The 24,198-nt window shown below is 68.0% G+C and carries 21 protein-coding genes; 17 read left to right on the top strand and 4 right to left on the bottom strand.

The features are described from left to right. The first annotated feature begins 93 nt into the window (after positions 1-93). The gene (locus K6L26_RS28780) at positions 94-1,002 is read left to right on the top strand and encodes an MBL fold metallo-hydrolase (protein WP_221852255.1); all 909 of its coding nucleotides are present in this window, start codon (positions 94-96) and stop codon (positions 1,000-1,002) included. A gap of 2 nt (positions 1,003-1,004) precedes the next feature. Further along, complete coding sequence (locus tag K6L26_RS28775; protein ID WP_221852253.1) at positions 1,005-2,471, top strand: carboxylesterase/lipase family protein; 1,467 nt, start codon at positions 1,005-1,007, stop codon at positions 2,469-2,471. On the opposite strand, the gene K6L26_RS28770 is transcribed toward K6L26_RS28775, so the two are convergent. Further along, positions 2,413-3,027, bottom strand: a complete 615-nt coding sequence (locus K6L26_RS28770; protein WP_019344492.1) for a TetR/AcrR family transcriptional regulator — start codon at positions 3,025-3,027, stop codon at positions 2,413-2,415. The genes K6L26_RS28775 and K6L26_RS28770 overlap by 59 nt on opposite strands. A 76-nt stretch (positions 3,028-3,103) precedes the next feature. Here K6L26_RS28770 and K6L26_RS28765 point away from each other — a divergent pair, with 76 nt between their 5' ends. The 13 genes from K6L26_RS28765 to eccE all read left to right on the top strand — a co-directional run bounded on the left by K6L26_RS28765 (position 3,104) and on the right by eccE (position 19,622). Beyond that, positions 3,104-4,006 (top strand): oxygenase MpaB family protein, encoded by a 903-nt coding sequence (locus K6L26_RS28765; RefSeq protein ID WP_065063279.1) that lies wholly within the window; start codon positions 3,104-3,106, stop codon positions 4,004-4,006. A gap of 30 nt (positions 4,007-4,036) precedes the next feature. Next, positions 4,037-4,939, top strand: coding sequence for a class I SAM-dependent methyltransferase (locus tag K6L26_RS28760; protein ID WP_036389578.1), 903 nt, complete (start codon positions 4,037-4,039; stop codon positions 4,937-4,939). Between the two features lie 186 nt (positions 4,940-5,125). Beyond that, positions 5,126-6,895 (top strand): type VII secretion AAA-ATPase EccA, encoded by a 1,770-nt coding sequence (gene eccA, locus K6L26_RS28755; protein ID WP_019344495.1) that lies wholly within the window; start codon positions 5,126-5,128, stop codon positions 6,893-6,895. Further along, the gene (gene eccB, locus K6L26_RS28750; protein ID WP_019344496.1) at positions 6,892-8,451 is read left to right on the top strand and encodes a type VII secretion protein EccB; all 1,560 of its coding nucleotides are present in this window, start codon (positions 6,892-6,894) and stop codon (positions 8,449-8,451) included. Before eccA ends, eccB begins: the two co-directional genes overlap by 4 nt. After that, the gene (gene eccCa, locus K6L26_RS28745) at positions 8,448-12,416 is read left to right on the top strand and encodes a type VII secretion protein EccCa (RefSeq protein WP_115150706.1); all 3,969 of its coding nucleotides are present in this window, start codon (positions 8,448-8,450) and stop codon (positions 12,414-12,416) included. The genes eccB and eccCa overlap by 4 nt, the downstream gene beginning before the upstream one ends. Further along, the gene (locus K6L26_RS28740) at positions 12,416-12,727 is read left to right on the top strand and encodes a PE family protein (protein WP_019348744.1); all 312 of its coding nucleotides are present in this window, start codon (positions 12,416-12,418) and stop codon (positions 12,725-12,727) included. The genes eccCa and K6L26_RS28740 overlap by 1 nt, the downstream gene beginning before the upstream one ends. A 1-nt stretch (position 12,728) precedes the next feature. Further along, positions 12,729-14,315, top strand: coding sequence for a PPE family protein (locus tag K6L26_RS28735; RefSeq protein ID WP_047038504.1), 1,587 nt, complete (start codon positions 12,729-12,731; stop codon positions 14,313-14,315). A 49-nt stretch (positions 14,316-14,364) separates the two neighbouring features. Further along, positions 14,365-14,658, top strand: a complete 294-nt coding sequence (esxG, locus tag K6L26_RS28730; RefSeq protein WP_019342949.1) for a type VII secretion system protein EsxG — start codon at positions 14,365-14,367, stop codon at positions 14,656-14,658. Positions 14,659-14,687: 29 nt separating this feature from the next. Further along, positions 14,688-14,975: a WXG100 family type VII secretion target gene (locus tag K6L26_RS28725; protein WP_019342950.1), complete on the top strand. Its 288-nt coding sequence runs from the start codon at positions 14,688-14,690 to the stop codon at positions 14,973-14,975. Positions 14,976-14,991: 16 nt separating this feature from the next. Beyond that, entirely contained in the window at positions 14,992-15,909 is a 918-nt protein-coding gene (locus K6L26_RS28720) for an ESX secretion-associated protein EspG (RefSeq protein WP_019342951.1), read from the top strand. 2 nt (positions 15,910-15,911) lie between these two features. Further along, positions 15,912-17,324: a type VII secretion integral membrane protein EccD gene (gene eccD / locus K6L26_RS28715; protein WP_076210815.1), complete on the top strand. Its 1,413-nt coding sequence runs from the start codon at positions 15,912-15,914 to the stop codon at positions 17,322-17,324. Between the two features lie 7 nt (positions 17,325-17,331). Further along, entirely contained in the window at positions 17,332-18,705 is a 1,374-nt protein-coding gene (gene mycP / locus K6L26_RS28710) for a type VII secretion-associated serine protease mycosin (RefSeq protein ID WP_019342953.1), read from the top strand. Next, the gene (gene eccE, locus K6L26_RS28705; RefSeq protein ID WP_221852251.1) at positions 18,702-19,622 is read left to right on the top strand and encodes a type VII secretion protein EccE; all 921 of its coding nucleotides are present in this window, start codon (positions 18,702-18,704) and stop codon (positions 19,620-19,622) included. The genes mycP and eccE overlap by 4 nt, the downstream gene beginning before the upstream one ends. On the opposite strand, the gene K6L26_RS28700 is transcribed toward eccE, so the two are convergent. Continuing rightward, entirely contained in the window at positions 19,578-20,777 is a 1,200-nt protein-coding gene (locus tag K6L26_RS28700) for an alpha/beta hydrolase family protein (RefSeq protein ID WP_043367567.1), read from the bottom strand. The two genes, eccE and K6L26_RS28700, sit on opposite strands and share 45 nt — an antisense overlap. Positions 20,778-20,790: 13 nt before the next feature. Beyond that, positions 20,791-21,669: an amidohydrolase family protein gene (locus tag K6L26_RS28695; RefSeq protein WP_064897942.1), complete on the bottom strand. Its 879-nt coding sequence runs from the start codon at positions 21,667-21,669 to the stop codon at positions 20,791-20,793. A gap of 43 nt (positions 21,670-21,712) precedes the next feature. Here K6L26_RS28695 and K6L26_RS28690 point away from each other — a divergent pair, with 43 nt between their 5' ends. Together K6L26_RS28690 and K6L26_RS28685 are read left to right on the top strand one after the other, a co-directional pair. Then, positions 21,713-22,477, top strand: a complete 765-nt coding sequence (locus K6L26_RS28690) for a trans-aconitate 2-methyltransferase (protein WP_221852249.1) — start codon at positions 21,713-21,715, stop codon at positions 22,475-22,477. 53 nt (positions 22,478-22,530) lie between these two features. Next, positions 22,531-23,376 carry an alpha/beta fold hydrolase gene (locus tag K6L26_RS28685; RefSeq protein WP_221852247.1) on the top strand — a complete coding sequence of 282 codons (846 nt, stop codon included), beginning with the start codon at positions 22,531-22,533 and terminating at the stop codon, positions 23,374-23,376. On the opposite strand, the gene stf0 is transcribed toward K6L26_RS28685, so the two are convergent. Further along, positions 23,329-24,168 carry a trehalose 2-sulfotransferase gene (gene stf0, locus K6L26_RS28680; RefSeq protein ID WP_221852246.1) on the bottom strand — a complete coding sequence of 280 codons (840 nt, stop codon included), beginning with the start codon at positions 24,166-24,168 and terminating at the stop codon, positions 23,329-23,331. The genes K6L26_RS28685 and stf0 overlap by 48 nt on opposite strands. Between the last annotated feature and the right edge of the window lie 30 nt (positions 24,169-24,198).

Genomic DNA, 24,198 nt, shown 5'->3' with positions numbered 1-24,198 from the left:
TATGCCTCCGGTCTGATGGGCCGTGCCTATCCCTGCCAGTGGTAGGCACCGCCGGGGCTGGTTGACCGGTGCCGGCGTGGCCAGGCTGAGGACATGAACGACATCGTGTTGGGTGACGTCACGGTCACCCGGGTCATGGAGTACTACGGCTCGGTCCGGCTTTCGCCGCAGGAGTTCTTCCCGGAGAGCATCGACGAGGCGTGGCGGTGCAACGAGGATTGGCTGGCACCGGATTTCTACGATCCGGCCGACGATGTCTGCGTATCGGCCATCCAGACCTGGCTGTTGCGCAGCGAGGGCAGGACCATCCTGGTCGACACCGGGGTGGGCAACCACAAGGACCGGCCGCACGCCCCGGTGTGGGATCACCTGGACACCGACTTTCTGGGAAACCTGGCGCGGGCCGGTGTCGCTGCCACCGATGTCGACATGGTGATCAACACCCATCTCCATGTCGACCACGTCGGCTGGAACACGTATCTCGAGGACGGAGACTGGATCCCGACCTTCCCGAACGCCACCTACCTGATGCCGCGGGTCGACTTCGATTTCTGGAATCCGGCCAATCGCGGCGGCCCGGGCGCAGGGCGGGACAACGTCTTCCTCGACAGCGTGGCGCCGGTCCACCGGGCCGGGCAAACCACGTTGTGGGAGAGCGAATTCCAGATCGATGCCAACCTCACACTGGAAGCGGCGCCGGGCCACACCCCTGGCTCCGCCATTGTCAGGCTGCGGTCGGGCGGCGACCGTGCCGTGTTCGTCGGCGACATGATGCACACGCCGTTGCAGATCGTCGAACCCGACACCAACAGCTGCTACTGCGAGGATGCCGAACAGGCGCGCGCCACGCGCAGGCGGGTGCTGAGCCAGGCCGCCGACACCAACACCCTGGTGATCCCGGCCCACTTCGGCGGACATGGAGGCGTCGAGGTGATCCGCGACGGCGACGGCTATGCCATCAAGGCGTGGGCTCCGTTCGACCGGGTGACGAAGGGTTCGTGAGGATGACCGATCCGATCGTCGACACGACAACCGGTGCCGTGCGCGGGTTCCAGACCGCGGACACCCGGACGTTCCTCGGAATTCCCTACGCCGCACCGCCTGTCGTCGGCGGCCGCTTCGCGGCTCCGCGAGTTCACGAACCGTGGCGCGACGTGCGCGATGCCACCAGACCCGGACCGACCGCACCGCAGTCACCTCGTGGCGGCTTCGGCCGGTTGGACATGTCACCGTTCTTCGGGCCGGGATGGGTCCGCCACCCTGACTACCTCACCGTCAATGTCTGGGCTCCGCCTGGTGCGCACCGCCGACCCGTCATGGTGTTCGTCCACGGGGGTGGCTTCGTGGCAGGCTCGACCCGCTCACCGTTGTACGACGGCACCGCGTTCGCCCGCGACGGCGTCGTTCTGGTGACCGTCACCTACCGGCTCGGCGTCATCGGATTTCTCGATCTGCCCGGAGCGGTGCCCAACCGGGGCCTGCTCGACGTGTTGGCCGCGCTGGCCTGGGTACAGGCCAACATCGAGGCATTCGGTGGCGATCCCGGCAACGTCACCCTGTTCGGTCAGTCCGCCGGCGCGACGGTTACCGCGGGAGTGCTCGCTACACCCGGTGTGCAGCGCTTGATTCGCCGGGCAATCATGCAGAGTGGCAACGGGTTCGGTGCGTTCAGCCCGGAACAGGCGGGGCGGGTGACCAGGGCGGCCGCCGAGGCCCTGGGTGTCGAGCCGACGCGGGCCGCTTTCGACCGGCTCTCCGACGAACAGCTCGTCGAGGTGGTACCCGAGCTGTCCGGGCTCGATCTGCGCACCGAAGGACGGCTCGACCCGCTGCTGGGATTGAGTCCCTTCAGCCTGGTGCTGGCCGACCAGCCGGCCCAGCGGCTCCATCCCGAGGTGGCGCTGCTCGTCGGGACGAACACCGAGGAGGGGAACTTGTACCTGGTGCCGCAAGGCCACCTCGACTCATCGCACCGCGACGACGTCGAGCGGCTGGCGGCGCGGGTGGACCCAGACCCATCCGCCCTGATCCAGCGGTACCGCAACGTTTTTCCGCGGGCGAGCTGGGGCGAGTTGCGTTCGGCGATCCTCGGCGACGCGCTGTTCCGGACCGGCAGTGACCGGACCGCGGCGGCCCATGCCCGATTGGGCGGGGCTGCGACGCACCGCTACGAATTCTCCTGGCGTTCCCAAGCCGTCGACGGCGCGCTGGGTGCGGCCCACGCAGTCGAGTTGCCGTTCGTGTTCGATCGCATCGGGGTGGAGTCGCTGCGCGGCCCCGGTGCACTACTAGGCCCTGGCGAACCGTCGCCCGCATTGGCGGCCGAGATGCACAGTGCCTGGGTCCGTTACGCCGGTACCGGCGATCCCGGCTGGGCTCCATCGGTGACGCGGCAGTTCACGGGTCGCCACGTCAACTCCCCGGTTGCTGCATGCCCGCCACTGCGTCGAGCATTGCGCGCAATTGATTGATGAGCTGTTCGGGGGATAGCGCGACCTCACCGGACAGCCAGGCGCTGATCGTCTGGGTCACCCCGCCGACCGCGAAATACGACGTGGCTTTGAGATAGTCGTTCGCCGGCAGTCGCAGCGCGTCGCCGGCGTGCTGGCCGAGCAGCGTGGCGAACAAGGCCACGGATTCGACGCGTTTGCGGGTCAGCACCTCATTGGACAGTTTGACGCTGAACAGCAGTCGGCCGATCCGCGGATCCTCGGCGATCAGATGCACGATGTTCGCCATGCCGGCCATGGTCTGGTCGGCCAGGGGGACGGCGTCGACGGCCGCCTGGGTCGAGGTGGCGATATCGGCGATCACCCAGTCGTAGACCGCGCCGATGAAGTCGTCTTTGTCCGCGAAGCTCTCGTAGAAGTACCGTGCGGCCAGCCCCGCGGTGCGGCACACGGCGCGCACGGTCACCTCGGCGTCTTCCGCGCCCAACAGGTCCAGCCCCGCCTCCAGCAGCTGGCTGCGCCGCTGTGCGAGGCGGTCGGCGGCCTCGATGCCGCGGTAGGGGCGGACCTGCTTCACTCCCACATCTTGACACCCGTCAGCCTGGCGGGCCAATATCGGGAATCAGGCGTTCTCAGTTTTAGAAGGGGTGACCATGACGGTCAGCGAACCGATCCCGCACGTCGAACGGGCAATGAACGATCCGTCCCGTCCCGGCGCCGCGCCCAAGCGTCGCAGGCGGGGTGCCAGCTTCGACGACGGCTTGATGGGCGTCGCACTGCTGGCCGGTCCGGCCAACGTCATCATGCAGCTGGCCAATCCGGGCGTCGGGTACGGCGTGGTCGAGAGCCGGGTCGAGAGCGGCCGCACGGATCTGCACCCGATCAAGCGGGCCAGGACCACCTTCACCTATCTCGCCGTCGCCACTCGGGGGAGTGACGCGCAGAAGGCGGCCTACCGTCGTGCGGTCAACAAGGCGCACGCGCAGGTGTACTCCACCGAGGACAGCCCGGTGAAGTACAACGCGTTCGACAAGAACCTGCAGCTGTGGGTAGCCGCCTGCCTCTACAAGGGCGGCGTCGACGTGTTCCGCATGTTCATCGGTGAGCTGGACGACGAGATCGCCGATCAGCACTACCGCGACAGCGTCACGATGGGCACCACGCTGCAGGTGCCCGAGGAGATGTGGCCGGCGGACCGCGCTGCGTTCGACCGCTATTGGGAAGAGTCGCTGGAGAAGCTGCACATCGACGACACCGTGCGCAGCTACCTGTACCCGATCGCTGCAGGCCGGCCCAAGAACCCGAAGCTGCCCCGCTTCGTGCAGCGTCGCCTCGACGCGGTTGCCCTGCTGATCACCACGGGGTTCCTGCCGCAGCGTTTCCGGGACGAGATGCGCCTGCCGTGGGATGCCAAGAGTCAGAAGCGGTTCGATCAGCTGATCGCGGTGCTCCGCACCATCAACGACCTGCTGCCGTCGTTCCTGCGGCAGTTCCCTTTCAACCTCCTGCTCAAAGATCTCGACTGGCGTATCCGCACCGGTCGTCCCTTGGTGTAGCCGTCAGCATCGCGGCGTACCCTCGCGCGGGTGAGCACCGGACGCACAGACGCAGACAACTGGGACATCACCACGAGCGTGGGGCAGACAGCGCTATTTGTCGCTGCCTCAAGGGCATTGGAGGCGAAGAAAACCGATCCACTCGCCGTCGACAAGTACGCCGAGGTGTTCTGCCGCAGGGTCGGGGGCGAATGGGCGACAGCGGTCGAGGGCACCGACCCTGAGCATCCCCTGCAGACCGAATTCGGCGAGCACTTCGTCAATTTCCAGGGGGCCCGCACGAAGTACTTCGACGAGTACTTCGCGCAGGCCATCGAAGCCGGGGTGCAGCAGGTGGTGCTGTTGGCGGCCGGTCTGGACTCACGGGCCTACCGGCTACCGTGGGCCGACGGCACCGTCGTGTACGAGTTGGACCAGCCTCGGGTGCTCGAGTTCAAGCGCGAGGCCATTGAGGAGCTCGACGACGCCCCCAAGGCCCAGCGGCGCGAGGTTCCGGTGGATCTGCGGGAGGACTGGCCGCGGGCCCTGCAGGAGGCGGGCTTCGACCCGTCGCGGCCCTCGGCCTGGATCGCCGAGGGATTGTTGATCTACCTGCCCGCCACAGCACAGGAACAATTGTTTGCTGGAATCGACGCGTTGGCGGCGCCGGGCAGTTTTGTCGGTATCGAGGAAGCCGTTCCGATGCCCGACGAGGCGTTCGAGGCCAAACGTGCTGAGGCCCTGGCCTCCGACGAGGAGAATGCGTTCTTCACCCTGGTCTACAACCAGCAGCACGCCCCCGCCGAGAGATGGTTCGGCGAGCACGGCTGGGATGCCGTGGCGACGCCTCTACATCAGCTCCTGGCCGGGCTGGGACGTCCTGTGCCCGATCCAGGCTCTGAAGCAGGCCTGATGACGGGAACTATCACCTTGGTCTCCGCGACAAAAAGGTGAGGCAGTTCACGACCTAGCTCGAGTACGTGCCTCTCGACACTTAAGTTATGCAATGCTAACTTCAGCAAAAGTTAGCTTAGCCATACATAAGGGAGAGATTCGGGGGCTTAGTCGCTCCCGTGCACGCATATGGGTAGTGACACGCTTGCGGCTCCAACACAGGGAGCGCCCCGGCTTGATCGCGATGTGATCAGCCGCTTCGCCACATGCTGTCGTGCGCTGGGCTTGACGGTGAACGACCGGCAACGGCCGGCCGATGCCGACGCGGCCCGGACCGGCTTTGCTGGTCTGACACGTATTGCGCATGACCATTGTGACGCCTGGACGGGCCTGGCCGCCGCGGGCGATGTGTCCGGACCGGTCATCGACGCGGTATGGCGCACGCGGGGCAGCGCCGGACTGTTGCAGCGGGAGATCGAGCTCGCTGCCGGTGACCTCGGCTTCACCTACGACAGCGGCCTGTACCTGCGGTTCCGTGCCAGCGAGGTGGACGACTTCCAGCTGGCCTACGCCGCGCGCCTCGCCGGCGAGGGCCGGCTCGCCGAGGCCGACGCGCTGGTGGGCGAGCTGCTCGCCCGTCGTCCCGGATGGCTCAACGCCACCTGGCTGCGAGTGGCGTTCAATCACCACGCCCAGCGGTGGAATGACGTGGTGCGGCTGCTCACCCCGGTCGTCACCAACCCGTCGCTCGACGAGGTCACCGCCCACGCCGTGCGCACCACCCTCGGCATCGCGCTGGCGCGGCTCGGCATGTTGGCCCCCGCGCTGTCCTACCTGGAGGATCCTTCCGGTCCGGTCGCGGTGGCCGCGCTCGACGGTGCACTCGCCAAGGCGCTGACCTTGCGCGCCCAGGGTGAGGACGAGGACGCAGCAGAAGTTCTGCAGGACCTGTTCGCCGCGCACCCGGAGAACAAGCAGGTCGAAGAGGCGCTGCTGGATTCGACGTTCGGGCTGCTGATCACCAACGCCGCACGTATCGACGCCCGCACCGATCCGTGGGATCCCGAGACCGAACCGTCGGAGTCCGACTTCGTCGACCCGGGCGCCAAGGAGCGCAAGGCGCACCTGCTGGTCGAGGCAGAAGCCGAGCTGGCGGAGTTCATCGGCCTGGAAGAAGTGAAGTTCCAGGTGGCCCGGCTCAAGAGCTCGGTGGCCATGTCGATCCGTCGTCAGGAACGCGGGCTGACCGTCGCGCAGCGCACCAACCACCTGGTGTTCGCCGGTCCGCCCGGAACGGGTAAGACCACCATCGCGCGCGTCGTCGCCAAGATCTACTGCGGCCTGGGGCTTCTCAAGAAGGAGACCGTCCGCGAGGTGCACCGTGCCGACCTCATCGGTCAGCACATCGGTGAGACCGAGGCCAAGACCAACGCGATCATCGACAGCGCACTGGACGGCGTGCTGTTCCTCGACGAGGCGTACGCGCTGGTGTCCACCGGCGCCAAGAACGACTTCGGTCTGGTCGCCATCGACACCCTGCTGGCCCGCATGGAGAACGACCGCGACCGGCTCGTGGTGATCGTCGCGGGTTACCGCAAGGACCTCGACATGTTCCTGGACACCAACGAGGGTCTGCGCTCACGCTTCACGCGCAGCATCGACTTCCCGTCCTACTCGTCGTCCGAACTCGTCGAGATCGCCGAGCGGATGGCCGAGAAGCGAGACAGCACCTTCGAGAAGGCCGCCCACGACGAGATGGAGAAGCTGTTCGGCCACCTGGCCGAGGCCACCACGCCCGACGCTGCCGGTGTGCCGCGGCGCAGCTTGGACATCGCCGGTAACGGCCGATTCGTCCGAAACCTGGTGGAGCGTTCCGAGGAGGAACGCGAGTACCGCCTTGATCATTCCGACCAGGACGACTTCACCGACGAGGAGATGATGACGATCACCGCCGGTGACGTGACGAATTCGGCGGCCCCGCTGCTGCGCGGCCTGGGATTGACGGTGCCCGAATGACCGCGCCGAACTCTTCCGACGAGCGGCGCTCTTTCAGCTCGCGTACGCCCAACAATGAGAACCCCGACGGTGTGCAGTACCGTCGCGGCTTCGTCACCCGTCATCAGGTCACCGGCTGGCGATTCGTCATGCGCCGCATCGCTTCCGGCGTCGCACTGCACGACACCCGCATGCTGGTCGACCCGCTGCGCACGCAGAGTCGTGCGGTGATGACGGGGGCGCTGATCCTGGTCACCGGTCTGATCGGTTGCTTCATCTTCTCGTTGGTCCGCCCCGGCGGAGCCGCCGGAAACGACGCGGTGCTCGCCGATCGGTCGACGTCAGCCTTGTATGTGCGGGTCGGGGAGCAGCTGCATCCGGTGCTCAACCTGACCTCGGCGCGGTTGGTCGCGGGCAAGGCCGACAACCCGACCACCGTCAAGACCAGCGAGATCGACAAGTTCCCGCGCGGCAACCTGCTGGGTATCCCCGGGGCGCCGGAGCGGATGGTGCAGAGCACCAGCACGAGCGCGGATTGGACTGTGTGCGACAGCAACTCGGGTTCATCCGCCGGCGTGACCGTGATCGCGGGAACGCTCGGATCCGGTGAGGAGCGGGCGCTGCCCCTCACTGCGGGACAGGCGGTGCTGGTGCACCACAGCGGCGGCCCCACCCCGGGTGACTGGCTGTTGTGGGACGGCAAGCGCAGCCCGATCGACCTGAACAACCGCGCGGTCACCGATGCGCTCGGTTTCGGCTCCGACATCCCGGCTCCGCGGCCGATTGCCGCGGGCCTGTTCAACGCGATCCCCGAGGCGCCCGCACTGGCTGCTCCGGCGGTCGCCGGAGCAGGAGCGCCGGCGCCGTTCGAGTTGTCGACGCCGGCGCCGGTGGGCGCGGTGGTCTCGGCGGCCGAGGCAGACAACACCGTCCGCTACTACGCCGTGCTGCCGGAGGGCCTGCAGCCGATCTCGCCGGTGCTCGCCGCGATCATGCGCAACACCGATTCCTTTGGGCTGCAACAGCCGCCGCGGCTGGGGGCCGATGAGGTAGCCCGCACCCCGGTGGCCCACGGCATCGACACCGCCGCCTACCCGACGAACACCTTCGAGCTGGTGTCCGACTCGGCGGCCCCGGTGACCTGTGCGCAGTGGAGCAAGCCGGCCGGTGCGACGGAGAGCCGGCTGAGCCTGTTGTCCGGCGCGGCCCTGCCGATCCCCGACGGACAGCGCAGTGTCGACCTGGTCGGTGCGGGGGCCAACGGCGCGGCCACTCGGGTTGCGCTGGCACCGGGTACCGGATACCTGGTCCAGACCGTGGGCGCCGAACCGGGATCGCCGACCGCGGGCTCGCAGTTCTGGGTGAGCGATACCGGTGTGCGCTATGGCATCGAGACCAACGGTGACACCAAAACCCTTGCCGCGCTTGGTCTCACCTCGCCTGCCCTACCTATCCCGTGGTCGATCCTGACGCAGTTCGCTGCCGGTCCGACCCTGTCCCGTGGCGACGCCCTGACCGCACACGATGCGCTGTCGCCCAATGCAAATGCTGCACGCCTGGAGGCGACGACCCGATGAGCCGGCTGATCTTCGAGCACCAGCGGAGGCTGGCCCCGCCCACCACCCGCAAGGGCACCATCACCATCGAGCCGCCGCCGCAGTTGCCGCGGGTGGTTCCACCGTCGCTACTGCGCCGGGTGCTGCCGTTCCTGATCGTCATCCTGATCGTGGGAATGATCGTGGCGTTGGTGGCCACCGGGATGCGGATGATCTCGCCCACGACGCTGTTCTTCCCGTTCGTGTTGCTGTTGGCGGCCACCGCGCTCTACCGCGGCTCCGACAACAAGATGCGCACCGAAGAGGTCGACGCCGAGCGGGCCGACTATCTGCGCTACCTGTCGGTGGTCCGCGACAACGTGCGTGCCCACGCCGCCGAGCAGCGGGCGGCCCTGGAGTGGTCGCACCCGGAACCCGAGGCGCTGGCGGTCATCCCCGGCACGCGCCGGCAGTGGGAGCGCGACCCGCGCGACCGTGACTTCCTGGTGCTGCGTGCCGGGCTGCACGACGTGCCGCTGGATGCCGCGCTGAAGGTCAAGGACACCGCGGACGAGATCGACCTGGAACCGGTGTCGCACAGCACCCTTCGTGGATTGCTCGATGTGCAGCGCACCGTGCGCGACGCCCCGACGGGCATCGACGTCACCAAGCTGGCCCGGATCACCGTGATCGGTGAGGCCGAGGAAGTTCGCGACGCGCTGCGGGCCTGGATCGCCCAGGCCGTCACCTGGCACGACCCGACCATGCTGGGGGTGGCACTGGCCTCACCCGATGTCGATGCCGACACCTGGTCATGGCTCAAATGGCTGCCGCACGTCGATATTCCGTCTCAGGCCGACGGTGTCGGCCCGGCGCGGTACCTGACCACCGGTGTCAGCGAGCTTCGCGGCCAACTCGATTCGGCCCTGGCCGGACGGCCGGCCTTCCCGGCGGTCGCCGACCAGGCACTCAAGCACCTGCTGGTCGTGCTCGACGATCCCGAAGCCGATCCCGACGACATCGCGCGCAAGCCCGGTCTCACCGGCGTGACCGTGATCCATCGCAGCGACAAGCTGCCCAACCGCGAGCAGTACCCCGACCCCGAGCGGCCGATCCTTCGGGTCGTCGAGGGCCGGATCGAGCGGTGGCAGAGCAGCGGATGGCAGCCCTATGTCGACAAGGCCGACGCGATGTCGGCCGCCGCGGCTGCCCACATCGCGCGGCGGTTGTCGCGCTGGGATTCCAACCCCGGCTATGTGCGGTCGACCGCTACCGGCGGCGCCACCTTCACGACGCTGCTCGACATCCCGGACGCCTCGTCGCTCGACGTGGCCAGCCTGTGGGCTCCGCGGAACCGCGACGACGAACTGCGGGTGCCGATCGGTGTGACCGCCACCGGTGAGCCGCTGTACTTCGACCTCAAGGACGAGGCCGAGGGCGGGATGGGGCCGCACGGCCTGATGATCGGTATGACCGGTTCGGGCAAGTCCCAGACCCTGATGTCGATCCTGTTGTCGCTGTTGACCACTCACTCCGCTGAGCGGCTCATCGTGATCTACGCCGACTTCAAGGGTGAGGCCGGCGCCGACATCTTCCGCAACTTCCCGCAGGTGGTCGCGGTCATCTCGAACATGGCCGAGAAGCGGTCGCTGGCCGACCGGTTCGCCGACACCCTGCGCGGTGAGGTGGCCCGTCGTGAGCAGATGCTCAAGGAGGCCGGCCGCCGCGTGCAGGGCAGTGCCTTCAACTCGGTCACCGAGTACGAGGCCGCCATCGCAGCTGGGCACGATCTGCCCCCGATGCCGACGCTGTTCGTGGTCGCCGACGAGTTCACCCTGATGCTCGCCGAGCACCCCGAGTACGCGGACCTGTTCGATTACGTTGCCCGCAAGGGCCGCTCGTTCCGGATCCACATCCTGTTCGCGTCGCAGACCCTGGACGTGGGCCGGATCAAGGACATCGACAAGAACACGTCGTACCGGATCGGCCTGAAGGTGGCCAGCCCCAGCATCTCCCGTCAGATCATCGGGGTGGAGGACGCCTATCACATCGAATCGGGGCGTGAGCACAAGGGCGAGGGCTTCCTGGTGCCGGCGCCGGGCGCGGTGCCGATCAAGTTCCGCAGCACCTATGTCGACGGCATCTACGACCCGCCGCGGGCCGAGAAGTCGATCGTGGTGCGGGCCCTGCCGCAGCCGCAGCTGTTCACGGCCTCGCGCGTCGAGCCCGAACCCGACACGATCATCGTCAGCAACGAGCCCGAGGTCGACGTCGCGCCGCCGCGCAAGCTCATCGCCACCATCGGCGATCAGCTCGCCACCTACGGTCCGCAGGCACCCAAGCTGTGGCTGCCGCCGCTGGACGAAGCGATCGCGCTGGACGACGTGCTGGCCGGCACCGACATCGAACCCGGCCAATTGCGTTGGCCGCTGGGTGAAATCGACAAGCCGTTCGAGATGCGCCGCGACGCTTTGGTGTACGACGCGAACTCGTCGGCCGCCAACGTGCTGATCCACGGCGGTCCGCGCTCGGGCAAGTCGACCGCGCTGCAGACGTTCGTGCTGTCGGCGGCCGCCCTGCACTCGCCGAGCGAGGTGAGCTTCTACTGCCTGGATTACGGCGGTGGACAGCTGGCCGGCCTGGCAGATCTGGCCCACGTCGGCAGCGTGGCCACGCCGCTGGAGCCCGAGCGCATCCGCCGCACCTTCGGCGAGCTCGAGCAGCTGCTGCAGGCCCGTCAGCGCCAAGGTGCCGTCAGCCGGGTGGGCAGCTATTCCGACGGCTACGGCGAAGTGTTCCTGGTCATCGACAACCTCTACGCGTTCAGCCGGGACAACACCGACACGTTCAACACCCGTAACCCGTTGCTGGCCAAGGTGACCGAGCTGGCCAACAGCGGGCTGGCCTACGGCATCCACGTCGTCATCACCACGCCGAACTGGCTGGAGGTGCCGCTGGCCATGCGTGACGGCCTGGGCCTGCGGCTGGAACTCAAGCTGCACGACAGCCACGACAGCATCGTCCGGGTGGTGGGTGCGCTGCGCCGTCCAGCCGAGTCGGTGCCCGCCGATCAGCCTGGCCGCGGCCTGACCATGGCTGCCGAGCACTTCCTGTTCGCCGAGCCGCAGTTGAGCGACATCGCCGTGATCAACGCGCGCTACCCGGGGCAGAGCGCACCGCCGGTGCGCCTGCTGCCCACCGCGCTGGCTCCGGCCGCGCTGGCACCGCTGTACCCGGCTCCCGAGCACGTGGTCATCGGCCAGCGGGAAGAGGACCTGGCGCCGGTCGTGCTCGACTTCAAGACCAATCCGCTGCTGGCGGTGTTCGGCGACACGCGGTCGGGCAAGACGACGCTGTTGCGACACATCATCCGGACCATCCGCGAGAACTCGCGGCCGGACGAGGTGGCCTTCACCGTCATCGATCGGCGGCTGCACCTGGTCGAGGAGCCGTTGTTCCCGGACAACGAGTACACCGCCAACATCGACCGCGTCCTGCCGGCGATGCTGGGTCTATCGGCGCTGATCGAGAAGCGCCGTCCGCCGGCCGGTTTGAGCCCGCAAGAGCTCAGCGCCTGGAACCAGCGGACCGGGACCGATGGTCACATCCACTATCTGATCATCGACGACGTCGACCAGATCCCCGACGGGCCCGCGGTCAGCGGACCGTTCGCCGGGCAGCGGCCCTGGACCAACATCGTGAACTTGTTGGCCGAGGCCACCGATCTGGGCCTGCGCGTGATCGTGACGGCCCGGGCCACCGGATCGGCGCACGCGGTGATGACCGCACCGCTGCTGCGTCGTCTCAACGATCTGCAGGCGACCACATTGATGCTGTCGGGCAATCCCGCCGACAGCGGCAAGCTCCGCGGGCACCGGTTCGCCCGGTTCCCGGCGGGACGCGGCATGTTGCTCGGCGACGGCGATGCGCCCGAGTTCGTCCAGCTCGTCAACCCACTCATCGATGACACGGCACTGTCCGTGAACAACGGGAGAAAGGAATTCTGATGACATTGCGGGTAGTTCCGGAAGGATTGACCGCCGCGAGCGCGGCCGTCGAAGCGCTCACCGCTCGTCTGGCCGCCGCTCATGCGGCCGCGGCCCCCGTCGTCTCGGCGGTGATCCCGCCGGCCGCGGACGCGGTGTCGCTGCAGACCGCGACCGGGTTCAGCGCGCACGGCGCCCAGCACTCGGCGTTGGCTGCCCAGGGCGTCGAGGAACTCGGCCGCTCGGGTGTCGGTGTCGGCGAGTCCGGTGCCAGCTACGTCACCGGTGACGCGATGGCGGCTGCGTCGTACATGACTGCGCGCGGCCTCTGACATGACCGCCCCCATCTGGATGGCCCTACCACCTGAGGTGCACTCGACGCTGCTCTCCAGCGGCCCGGGCGCCGGGTCGTTGCTGGCCGCGGCGGGGGCCTGGCAGGCGCTGAGCACCGAATACGCTTCGGCGGCAGCAGAACTCACCAGTGTGCTGGGCGGAGTGCAGGCCGGGTCGTGGGAGGGTCCGAGCTCAGAGCAGTACGTCGCGGCCCACGGGCCGTACCTGATGTGGCTGGCGCAGCAGAGTGCCAACAGCGCGGCGGTGGCGGTGCAGCACGAGACGGCGGCCGCGGCCTACACCACCGCGGTGGCCACCATGCCGACCCTGCCCGAGTTGGCTCTCAACCACGTGGTCCACGGCGTCCTGATCGCTACGAACTTCTTCGGTATCAACACGATTCCGATCGCGGTCAACGAGGCCGACTACGTCCGGATGTGGATCCAAGCGGCCACCACGATGGCGACCTACCAGGCCGTGGCGGGAGCTGCGGTGATGGCGGCCCCGGCCGGCGCGCCGTCGCCGATGTTGCTCAAACCCGGCGTGGGCGAGGCGGGCACCGCTTCGGCCAACGCGCAGCAGATGATGGCGCAGGGCACCGCCACGGATTCCGGGGCGGCGCTGACCAACGCCGATGCGACCGCTGACAACGAGTACCCGAATCTGCCGCAGTGGTTGGTGGACTACCTGGGCAACGACTCGATGATCGGCGGCAAGGATCTGCTGAGGTTCCTCAATGATCCGCTGGGAACCATTCAGCAGATGCTGACGGACCTGATGACCAATCCGGCAGGATTCCTGACCACCTGGGGTCCGTTCTTGTTCGGCGTGATCTACCAGATGATCTTCCAGCCCGTCGGTTGGGGCACCTGGATCAGTGTTGCGTTGTCGCCGTTCCTGATCCCGCTCCTCGGCATCGGCCTGGCCGCGTTGGGATTCCTCGACCTGCTCCCCACCGACGAGGTACCGGAAGAGGCACCGGCCGACGCCGATGCTCCGCCGGTTCCGGTTCGCGCGGACCAGAGCCTGCCTGTGGCCGGCCTGGGCCCGGCGGGCATCGGCGCCGGTGCGCCGGCCGCCCCCGCGGGTGCACCCGCCGCCGGCGCGGGAGGTGCCGCGGCGCCGGCTCCGGTCGCGGCGGCGGCTTTCGCTCCTTACGCCGTGATGGGCAACGACCCCGATGAGGGATTCAGCCCGACGGTGGGCGGCAAGTCCAGTGCCTCGGCACCGGCCTCCGGTATCCCCGCGGCCGCGTCCGGTGTGGCAGCGTCGCTGGCGGCGCGGCGCAAGCGTCGGCGCAAGCGGGGTGCGGCACTGGAAGACCACGCCTATGCGGATGCCTACATGGACTACGAGGCACCTGATCCGGAACCGGCGCCGAAGCCGGAACCACGTGTGCGTGCCTCCGAAAGCGGCGCCGGAACCATGGGATTCACCGGCACCGAAACGAAATCCGAGGCGACCGCGGCAGGTTTGACCACCTTGTCCGGCGAGAGATTCGACGAGAGCCCCGTCTCGCCGATGCTGCCCGGTTCCTGGGAGCCCGACGAGGGTCCGGTTGATCCGGAAGGGGGTTCGCGCAGCTGACCAGACCGCCCGTGCACGACCAACCACCAACGATCCGAAAGGAAAAACCATGAGCCTGTTGGATGCTCACATCCCCCAGCTGATCGCTTCCGAGGCCGCCTTCGGCGCCAAGGCCGCGCTGATGCGCAGCACCATCGCCCAGGCCGAGCAGGCCGCCATGTCGTCGCAGGCCTACCACATGGGTGAGGCTTCTGCCGCGTTCCAGGCCGCCCACGCCCGGTTCGTCGAGGTGTCGGCCAAGGTCAACGCGCTGCTCGACATCGCGCAGCTCAACCTCGGCGACGCCGCGAGCACCTACGTCGCACAGGATGCCGCCGCCGCCAGCACCTACACCTCGGTCTAGCCGAACAAGCAACGGATACAGGAGTTTTCATGTCTCAGATCATGTACAACTACCCGGCCATGCTGGCGCACGCCGGGGAAATGAACACCTACTCGGGCGCTCTGCACGCCGTCGGCGCCGACATCGCCGCCGAGCAGGCCGCGCTGAGCAGCGCCTGGCAGGGTGACACCGGTATGACCTACCAGGCCTGGCAGGCACAGTGGAACCAGGCCATGGAAGAGCTCACCCGCGCCTACCGTGCGATGGCATCGACCCACGAGATGAACACCATGTCGATGAGTGCGCGTGACGCGGCCGAAGGGGCCAAGTGGGGCTGATGCCGGAGGCTCCGCGTTGAGCACCGGAGCCAACGCGGTCGAGCTGACCACCGATCAGGCCTGGTACCTCGCCGAGGTGCTCGGCGCCGGAGCGTACCCGTGGGTGCTGGCCATCACGCCGCCTTACAGCGAGCCGGCGCAGCGGTTCGGCTTTGCCGCCGAGCAGACCGCTGAACTGACCAGGATGGGTGTGCTCGACGCCAGTGGGGCGGTGAATCCGCAGGTGGCGCAGTGGGTTCGGCTGGTGTGCCGAGCAACCCAGTGGCTCGATCTGCGGTTTGTCTCCGGCCCGGGGGATCTGCTGCGCGGGATCTTGGCGCGCCGTGAGGGGCGCACGGTTGTCGTGCTGCGCAACGCGCAGTTGGTGACGTTCACCGAGATGGACATCAACCATCCCCACGCGTTGGTGCCGGTGCTCACTGCCGGACTCTCGCAGCGCAGGCCGGCACGGTTCGAGGAGTTCGCATTGCCGGCAGAGGCCGGTGCCCGAGCGGACGAGCAGATCCGCAACGGCACACCGCTGATCGAAGTGCTGGGATTCCTCGGTGTCCCGGCCTCGGCCCGGCCGATCGTGGAATCGGTGTTCGACGGACGGCGTACGTACGTCGAGATCGTCGCCGGCGAGCACCGCGACGGTCACCGGGTCACCACCCAAGTGGGGGTCAGCATCATCGACACCCCCGAGGGGCGGATCCTGGTCTCCCCGTCAAAAGCTTTTGACGGGGAGTGGATCTCGACCTTCACGGCGGGCACGGCCGAAGCGATCGCGATGGCGATCGAGCGGCTCACTGCCTCGCTGCCGAGCGGCTCCTGGTTCCCGGACCAGCCGCTCATCCGCGACTTCGACGAAGTGGCGGCGCCCGACCGCGTAGTAACCAACAGCGCTGCATCCCACAGCGATTCACGCTCCATGAGAAGAACCCAGAAAGCATAGGAATGTCCGACAACACTGTGATGCCGATCGTTCGGGTGGCCGTGCTGGCCGCTGGAGACGACGGCGGCCGGCTGACCGAGATGGCGCTGCCGTCCGAGCTGCCGTTGCGCGAGATCCTGCCCGCGGTCCAGCGCATCGTGCTCCCCGCCGGGGGTGACGACGCGACCGCCCCGGACCCGGTACGGCTCAGCCTCGCTCCGGTCGGTGGTGCGCCCTACAGCCTGGATGCCACGCTCGACACGGTCGGTGTGGTGGACGGGGATCTGCTTGCGCTGCAGGCGGTTCCCGCCGGGCCCGCTGCCCCGCGCATTGTCGAGGACATCGCCGACGCCGCTGTGATCTTCTCGGCTTCGCGTCAGCGTCCGTGGGGTGCCGCGAACATCGCGCGCTATGCGTCACTGGCTCTGATCGGACTGATCCTGGTCGGCACCGGGCTGGGCGTCGCCCACCGCGTGGCGACCGGTGAGCTGCTCGGCCTCTTCGTCGTCGGCGGTATCGCCATCGCCTCGGTGCTCGCATCGCTGTCGCTCAAGGGGCGCTCCCCGGCGCTGGCCACCGCGCTGGCCGTCACCGCGCTCGTCCCCGTCGCCGCGGTGTTCGCTCTCGGTGTGCCCGGTGAATTCGGCGCGCCCAGCATCCTTCTGGCCGCAGCTGCGGTGGCCGCATGGTCCCTGATCAGCATGGCCAGTTCACCCGACGACCGGGGCATCGCAGTGTTCACCGCGACCACGGTCACCGGAGTCGGCGTGCTGCTGGTCGCGGGTGCGGCCTCGCTGTGGGAGATCAACTCGACGGTGATCGGTTGCGCACTGATCCTGATCGCGCTGGTGGTCACCGTTCAGGCCGCCCAGTTGTCGGCCATGTGGGCCCGCTTCCCGCTGCCTGTCATCCCGGCTCCGGGCGATCCGTCGCCGTCGGCACAACCTCTTTCGGTGTTGGCAGACCTGCCCCGCCGGGTCCGGGTGAGCCAGTCGCATCAGACCGGAGTCATCGCCGCAGGAGTACTGCTCGGGGTGGCCGGGTCACTGGCGCTGGTCGGTTCGCCGACCGCATCGCCGTGGGCCTGGTACGTCGTGGTGGCCGCAGCTCTCGGCGCAGCTCTGCGTGCCCGGGTCTGGGACTCCGCCTCGTGCAAGGCATGGCTGCTCGGACATCCCTACCTGCTGACCGTTGTCCTGTTGGTGGCCTTCGCAATCGACGGCCGCTACCAGGCCGCATGGTGGGCGCTGGCGGTACTGGCCGGCCTGGTCGTGGTGTGGGCCGTGGCCGCGCTCAACCCGCGGGCCGCGTCGCCGGACACCTACTCGCTGCCGATGCGTCGCCTGGTCGGCTTCTTGGCCACCGGTCTCGACGCCTCGCTGATCCCGGTGATGGCCTTCCTCGTCGGGCTGTTCAGCCTCGTCCTCGACAGGTGATGAATCGGTGATCCACAAGAGCCTGGGTGTTCTGGCCACAACCGGTCTGGTGTTGTTGGTCGGCTCCCCGTCGGCGGGTGCCATCAGCCCGCCCGAGGTCGATCCACAGGTCGCCCCACCGGCCGGCAGCGCCGGCCCGGTGGGGGCAATGGCACAGCGTTCGGCGTGTGCCACCACCGGTGTTCTGCCGGGCACCGACCCGGGGGCGGTCAATCCGAATCAGTTGGCGCTCAACCTGTCCGGTGCATGGAAACAGAGCCGCGGACAGGGCCAGACGGTCGCTGTCATCGACACCGGTGTGCAGCCTGGCCCCCGGCTGCCGCACGTCGAGGGCGGCGGTGACTTCATCGAGTCCACCGACGGCCTGACTGACTGTGACGGCCACGGCACCTCGGTGGCCGGCCTGATCGCCGGGCAGCCGGGACCCGACGGCTTTTCCGGCGTGGCGCCGGAAGCCCGGCTGATCTCGATCCGGCAGAACTCACCGCGGTTCGCCCCGCGCGCGGCCGGTGGTGACATGGCTGAGGCGCGCGTCGCGGCCGACGTGGCCAGCCTGGCCCGAGCCGTGGTGCGCGCGGCCGACATGGGTGCCCGCGTCATCAACATCTCCGTGGTGACCTGCATGCCGGCGGACAAGCACATCGATCAGAACGAACTCGGTGCGGCGCTGCGTTATGCGGCGGTCGAGAAGGACGCGGTGATCGTCGCGGCCGCGGGTAACACTCAAGGTGGCGTCACCACCGGATCGGCGTGTGGGTCCAATCCGTTGTCTGGTGCGCCTGCTGACCCGCGGAACTGGGGCGGCGTCTCCTCGGTGTCCATCCCGTCGTGGTGGCAGCCCTACGTGCTCTCGGTCGGGGCACTCAACGCGACCGGCCAGCCGTCCGCATTCACCATGGCCGGACCGTGGGTGGGAATCGCGGCGCCCGGGGAGAACATCTCCTCGGTGAGCAACGCGCCCGGCGGCGGACTCTCCAACGCCATGCCCACCGATCAGGACAAGCTTGTTCCGCTCAGCGGCACCAGTTACGCCGCGGCATACGTGTCCGGCGTGGCGGCCCTGGTGCGCAGCAAGTTTCCCGATTTGAACGCCCGTCAGGTGGTGCACCGGCTGACCACGACGGCTCAGGGCGCGCCCCGTTCGCCGTCGAACGTGATCGGCGCCGGTGGCGTCGATCCGGTGGCCGCACTCACCTGGGACGTCGCCGATGTGCCGCTCGACGGCCCGGAGGCTCCCGCAGGCAAACCCATTGCCGCACCGGCAGAGCCGGCCCCGCGTGACAACACCGGGCGGATCGTCGCGTTCGCCGGGACCGGAGTACTTGCGCTGGCGGCGATCGCCGTTGCGTTCAGCGCATACCGACGGAAGGACCACACATGACCGCCCGACTTGCGTTGGCGTCCCTGTTCATCGTCGCGGCGGTACTGGCCCGGCCGTGGCAGACCAACACCGAACGCTGGGTGCTCGGCGTCTCCGTCGCCGCTGCGGTGCTGCTCCTGGCCTGGTGGGGCGGGATGTTCCTGACCACCCGGGTAGCCCGGCACCTCGGGGTGATCCGGCGCAACCTGGCCAAGAAGCAGCCTGAGGCGGCAGTCGACTCGGAGACCGTGGTGCTGCGGGTCGACCCCGCAGAACCGGCACAGCTTCCGGTCGTGATCAGCTACCTGGACCGCTACGGCATCCGCTGCGACAAGGTCCGCGTGACCCACCGCGATGCCGGTGGCACCCGTCGCAGCTGGATCAGCCTCACCGTGGCCGCCACGGACAACCTCGACGCGTTGCGTGCCCGGTCATCGCGAATCCCGTTGCGGGACACCACTGAAATCGTCGGCCGCCGGCTCCGTGACCATCTGCAGGAGCAGGGCTGGACGGTCACGCTGGTCGACGGGGTGGATTCCCCGCTGCCCGATCCGGGCAAGGAAACCTGGCGCGGTGTCAAGGACGACTCCGGATACGTCGCGGCATACCGCGTCAACGTCACTGACAAGCTGGAAGCCGTGCTGGCCGGCATCGGCGCGCTGCCGGCTCAGGAGACCTGGACCGCACTGGAATTCACCGGGCCACCGGCACAACCGCAGTTGACGGTGGGCGCCGCCCTGCGTACGGCGGACCGGCCCGCACGGCGGGCTCCGCTGGCCGGGCTGAAGCCGGCCGGCGGTCGGCACCGTCCGGCGTTGGCCGCGCTCAACCCGTTGTCTTCGCAGCGTCTGGAAGGCATCCCGGCTGCGGTGCCGGACGGCCTGGTGAAGAAGTCAGTCGAACATGAAATCCCGCAGGAAGCGGGTCATCCGGCGTAGGTAGTCCGGCTGGCTCACATGGAGCAGGTGGTTGCCGGGGAACCAGTGGAACGCGCAGCGATCCCAGTGTTCCCACAGCATTTCGGCCTGTTGCGGGGGAGCCAGCCGGTCACCGAGGCCGGTGATGATCAGGCGTCGTTCCTTGGGCACCAGCGGGCGGTAGTTGAGTGGTGAGGCGTACCGCGCCGCCGCTTCGGTCAACGCGGGATCGGTTCGGGCCACCAGCCGTTGCAGGGCCACCAGCTTGTTGGCCGGGAACCACTCGTCGACCGTGCGATCCGGCGTCACCACAGGGACATTGGGAACTACGGCCTGGATCCGGTCGTCCACACTGGCCAGCAGTGCCGAGGTGAAGCCGCCCAGCGAGATACCCGTCAAGGCAACCCGGTTGACACCGGTGGACTCCAGATAGTCGATCACCGAGCGGAAATCATGGACGGCCTGGGCCATCGCCTCTGAGAAGCCGGCGAAGCCGTGGGAGAAGAACCCGTAACCGCTGAACGGTGAGAAGCGTTCGGCCCGGGCGCCGTGAAACGGCAACGTGTACAACAACACGTCGTACCCGGAGCGGTAGAACCACGGCAGGGACAAGAACAGGCCGTTCGCCAGGTACGGCGACCCCATGAAGCCATGGATGACGCACAGCGTGGGATGCGGTCCGTCATCGTGGCGCCAATGCTGTGCCCGGACAACATTGTTGCGGGTGAACCCGCCGCACAGGTCGCGCAGGGCGGGATTGACCGCGGTGAAGCTGCTGTCGAACTGGAGGTTCTCCACCCGGCCGTGCGCGATCATCTCGGCCAGGGGATTGGCCCGGCGAGTGGAGACCCTGGGCGGCCGCGTCGGCACCGGAAATGCCACGGCGGGATCTTGTGCGGTGGCCAGTTCGGCGTAGAACCGCATGTGGTCGTTCTCGGCGCGCGACGCCGACGGATGCAACATCGACGCGAGCGTGGCCGGCACCATCGATGTCGCCACGATCGAGGCGACCCCGGTGCGCAGCGCGATGTCGGCGATTGCGGAGGCATCGACGATGGCGCGCTGCCTGATGGTCAGATCGGCGCGACGCGGCAGCCCCCGGGCACCGGCGTCGCCGCCGGGGACGTCAGGGACTGGGATCGGAGGTTCGACCGGGTCCGCGTCCACGGTCCCGATGCTAACCAACTGCTCAGCTCAGCCCGAACAACTTCGCGGCGTTGTCGTGCAGAACGTTGCGCCGCCACGCGTCGTCGACACCCGGCAGGTCGATCAGGTGCCGCACGGCCTCGGCATATCCGTACGGGATGTTCGGGAAGTCGCTGCCCCAGAGGATGTGCTCACCCAGGTCTTTCAGCCGGCTCTGTTCGATGGTGGGGAACGGCATCGTCTCTTCGACGAACGGGGTGAATGCCATGGTGGTGTCCAGTCGCACGTTGTCGTAGCGTTCGGCCAGGTCCAGGAATGCCGAGTACTCGGGCATACCCATGTGCGCGATGATCAGCGGCAGTCTCGGGTAGCGGCTCAGCAGCCGGACGATGGGGTCGGGGCCGGTGAAGTCGCCCGGCGTCGGGCCGGAACCGCAATGGATGACGACCGGGACGCCGGCATCTTCGATCTGGCCCCAGACCTCGTCGAGCAGCGGATCGTTCGGCTCGTAGTTGCCGACCTGGATGTGGGCCTTGAATACCTGGGCGCCTGCGGCGATGGCGTCGCCGACGTAGCCGGCGGCCTCGGGCTCTGGGTAGAACGTGGCGGTGCCCAGGCAGTCCGGGGTGTCCTGCGCGAATCCTCTGGCCCATTGGTTGAGCCAGGCCGCCATGTCCGGCTTGTGCGCGTAGATCAGCGAGGTGAACCGGCGGACGCCGAACTCGCGCAATGTGGCCATCCGCTGCGCCTCGTCCGCGCGGTAGGTGATGGGCCATTCCCGGCCGATCAGCGGGCCCTGGCTGTCGAAGTATCGCCACACCTTGTCCATGACGTTCTTGGGCATGAAGTGGGTGTGCACGTCGATGATGCCGGGCAGCCCGAGTCCCGACCAGATTTCCCGCACCTTTTCCGATTCGTCCATCGGGTCCGACGATATCCACCCGGGTGCCGGGCATGATCGGGGCATGTGGAATCCGGATACCTACCTCGCGTTTGCCGACCATCGGGGCCGGCCGTTCTATGACCTGCTCTCGCGGGTCGCGGCCGAGGCGCCGCGCCGGGTGGTGGACCTGGGATGCGGGCCGGGGAACCTGACCACGACGTTGGCGCAGCGCTGGCCGGCCGCCGCACTGGAGGCCTGGGACAGCTCACCGGAGATGGTGGCGGCGGCGCAGGCCCGTGGGCTCGAGGCACATGCCGGCGCGATCGAGGACTGGGAACCCGGGCCGGACACCGACGTAGTGGTCTCCAACGCGGCGTTGCAGTGGGTGCCCTCGCATCGCGAACTCGTGGTGCGCTGGGCCCGGCAGCTGCCTGCCGGGGCCTGGATTGCGTTTCAGGTGCCCGGCAATTTCGACGCGCCTTCGCATCACGCGGTGCGCACGCTGGCGCGGCGCGAGCCGTTCGTCGAGCCGCTGCGTGACATGCCGTGGCGTGACGTAGGCCAGGTGGACACGCCCGTCCAGTACGCCGGGCTGCTGACCGACGCGGGCTGTGCGGTGGATGCTTGGGAGACCACCTATGTGCACCAATTATCCGGCGAGACACCGGTTCTGGATTGGATCACCGGAACGGCTCTGACGCAGGTGAAAGGCCGGCTGACCGATGAGCTGTGGCAGCAGTACCGCCAGGCGATCATCCCGATGCTGGCCGCGGCCTACCCGCGACGCGCTGACGGCACGACGTTCTTCCCGTTCCGTCGGGTGTTCGTGGTCGCCAAAGTGCTGTAGTCATTACCTGGCACGTAATCGACATGCGTACCTTCACGTTCCACGATTGGCATATGCCGACATTCACGACCGCAGACGACACGGACATCCATTTCACCGCCACCGGGTCCGGGCCGACCTTGGTCTTCACCCACTCGTGGGGACTCAATTCAGGTCAGTGGGATCAGGTGATCGAGCGCCTGGCGGACAGCGGTTTTCGCTGTGTGAGCTACGACCGGCGAGGACACGGACGCTCCGGCGCCCACGACGGTGAGTGGACGCTGGATCTGCTGGCCGACGACCTGGCCGCGCTGCTCGAACACCTGGATATCGACGGCGTGACATTGGTGGGGCATTCCCTGGGCTGCGGTGAGATCGTGCGCTATCTGAGCCGGCACGGGACCGCGCGGGTGAATCGTGCGGTGCTCGTAGCGCCCCAGCTCCCACTGCTGGTCGAGACCCCGGACAACCCAGACGGTGTTCCTGAGGCGATGCTCGACGGACTGCTCGCCGAGCTGGAACGCGATGTGCGGCAATGGTGCATCGACAACGCAGCGCCCTTCTTCGGCGACCACCCGGTGTCACCTGAGGACTTCGAGTGGACCGTGGACCAGATCGCCGCGCTGCCGCTTGCGACCGTGCTTGCCACCCAGCGGATGGGCGCCCACACCGACTATCGTGCCGAACTCACCGAACTCGACCTGCCCGTTCTGGTGATCCACGGTGACGCCGACGTATCCGCACCCATCGAACTCACCGGGCGGCGTACGGCGGCGCTGCTGCCGCACGCGGAGCTCGTCGAGATCCCCGGCGCGGCCCACGGGCTGTACCTGACCCATGCCGACCGCATCGTCGACGCGATTTCGGTGCAATCACCGGCGCTGACCGCCGCTAGACGCACCGAAATCACTGGTGGGTAGGCCGAGTTCCTCGGCATCGCGGCGGTAGCGGTCCACCCATTCGTCGGACCGCTGGTCGGCCTGGCGTTCCAGTACCGGTTGCGGAGCCAGCCCCGGGTCCAGGCCGAGTGCTTCCAGCACGGTGGCCACCACAGTCGTGAGATTGCGCCACAGGTAGGGGTAGGACACCTCGATGGGGGAAATGTTCTCTTCGGCGAACCAGGAGCGCCAGCCCTCCTCCTGGGCCTGCAGCAACTTGACCACGTGGGCGATGGCACCGGCGTGGTATTCGGCGCGGGCATCCCGCACCGGGTCGGCCCGGCCGCGCCAGACCCTGGTCTGCACCGCCCGCCAGAACGAAACCGCTTGCGATACAACATCGGGACGGTAGACGTGGATCAGCACCGGCTCGCTGCCGACGACATCGCGGATCGCGTCCAGCAGGCCCGGCCCGGACCGCTCGGGCAGTCCCTCGACACGGTCGAGCAGGAGCGGCGTCTGGTTCCACATCAGCTTGCCGCCCCATACCCCGTTGGGGGTGCGCCCGACCGTCCGGATGTAGTCGCGCCAGATCTCGGCGGGTGCGATGTCCGGCTTTCCTTCCACGATCGGGTCGAGAAGACGCAGGATCGACTCGTCCTCGACGCCGGCGAACCATTCCCGCGGTTGCGGCGACATGCTGGTGGTCGGCAGGTACTGGAAGAACTCCTGGGGCTCACCGGCCATGCCGGTGGCGCGAAGGGATTCCACCAGCAAGGTGCTGCCGCTGCGCTGGGAAGCGAGCACCAGGTAGGCGGTCGGATGATCGGACATGCGCGAGACTCTAACCATCATTTGTTTGCG

Source organism: Mycobacterium farcinogenes (genome assembly GCF_019739075.1).
Classification (GTDB): Bacteria; Actinomycetota; Actinomycetes; order Mycobacteriales; family Mycobacteriaceae; genus Mycobacterium; species Mycobacterium senegalense.
Note: the sequence above shows the minus strand (reverse complement) of the source record. Positions and strands in the feature narration are given on the sequence as shown.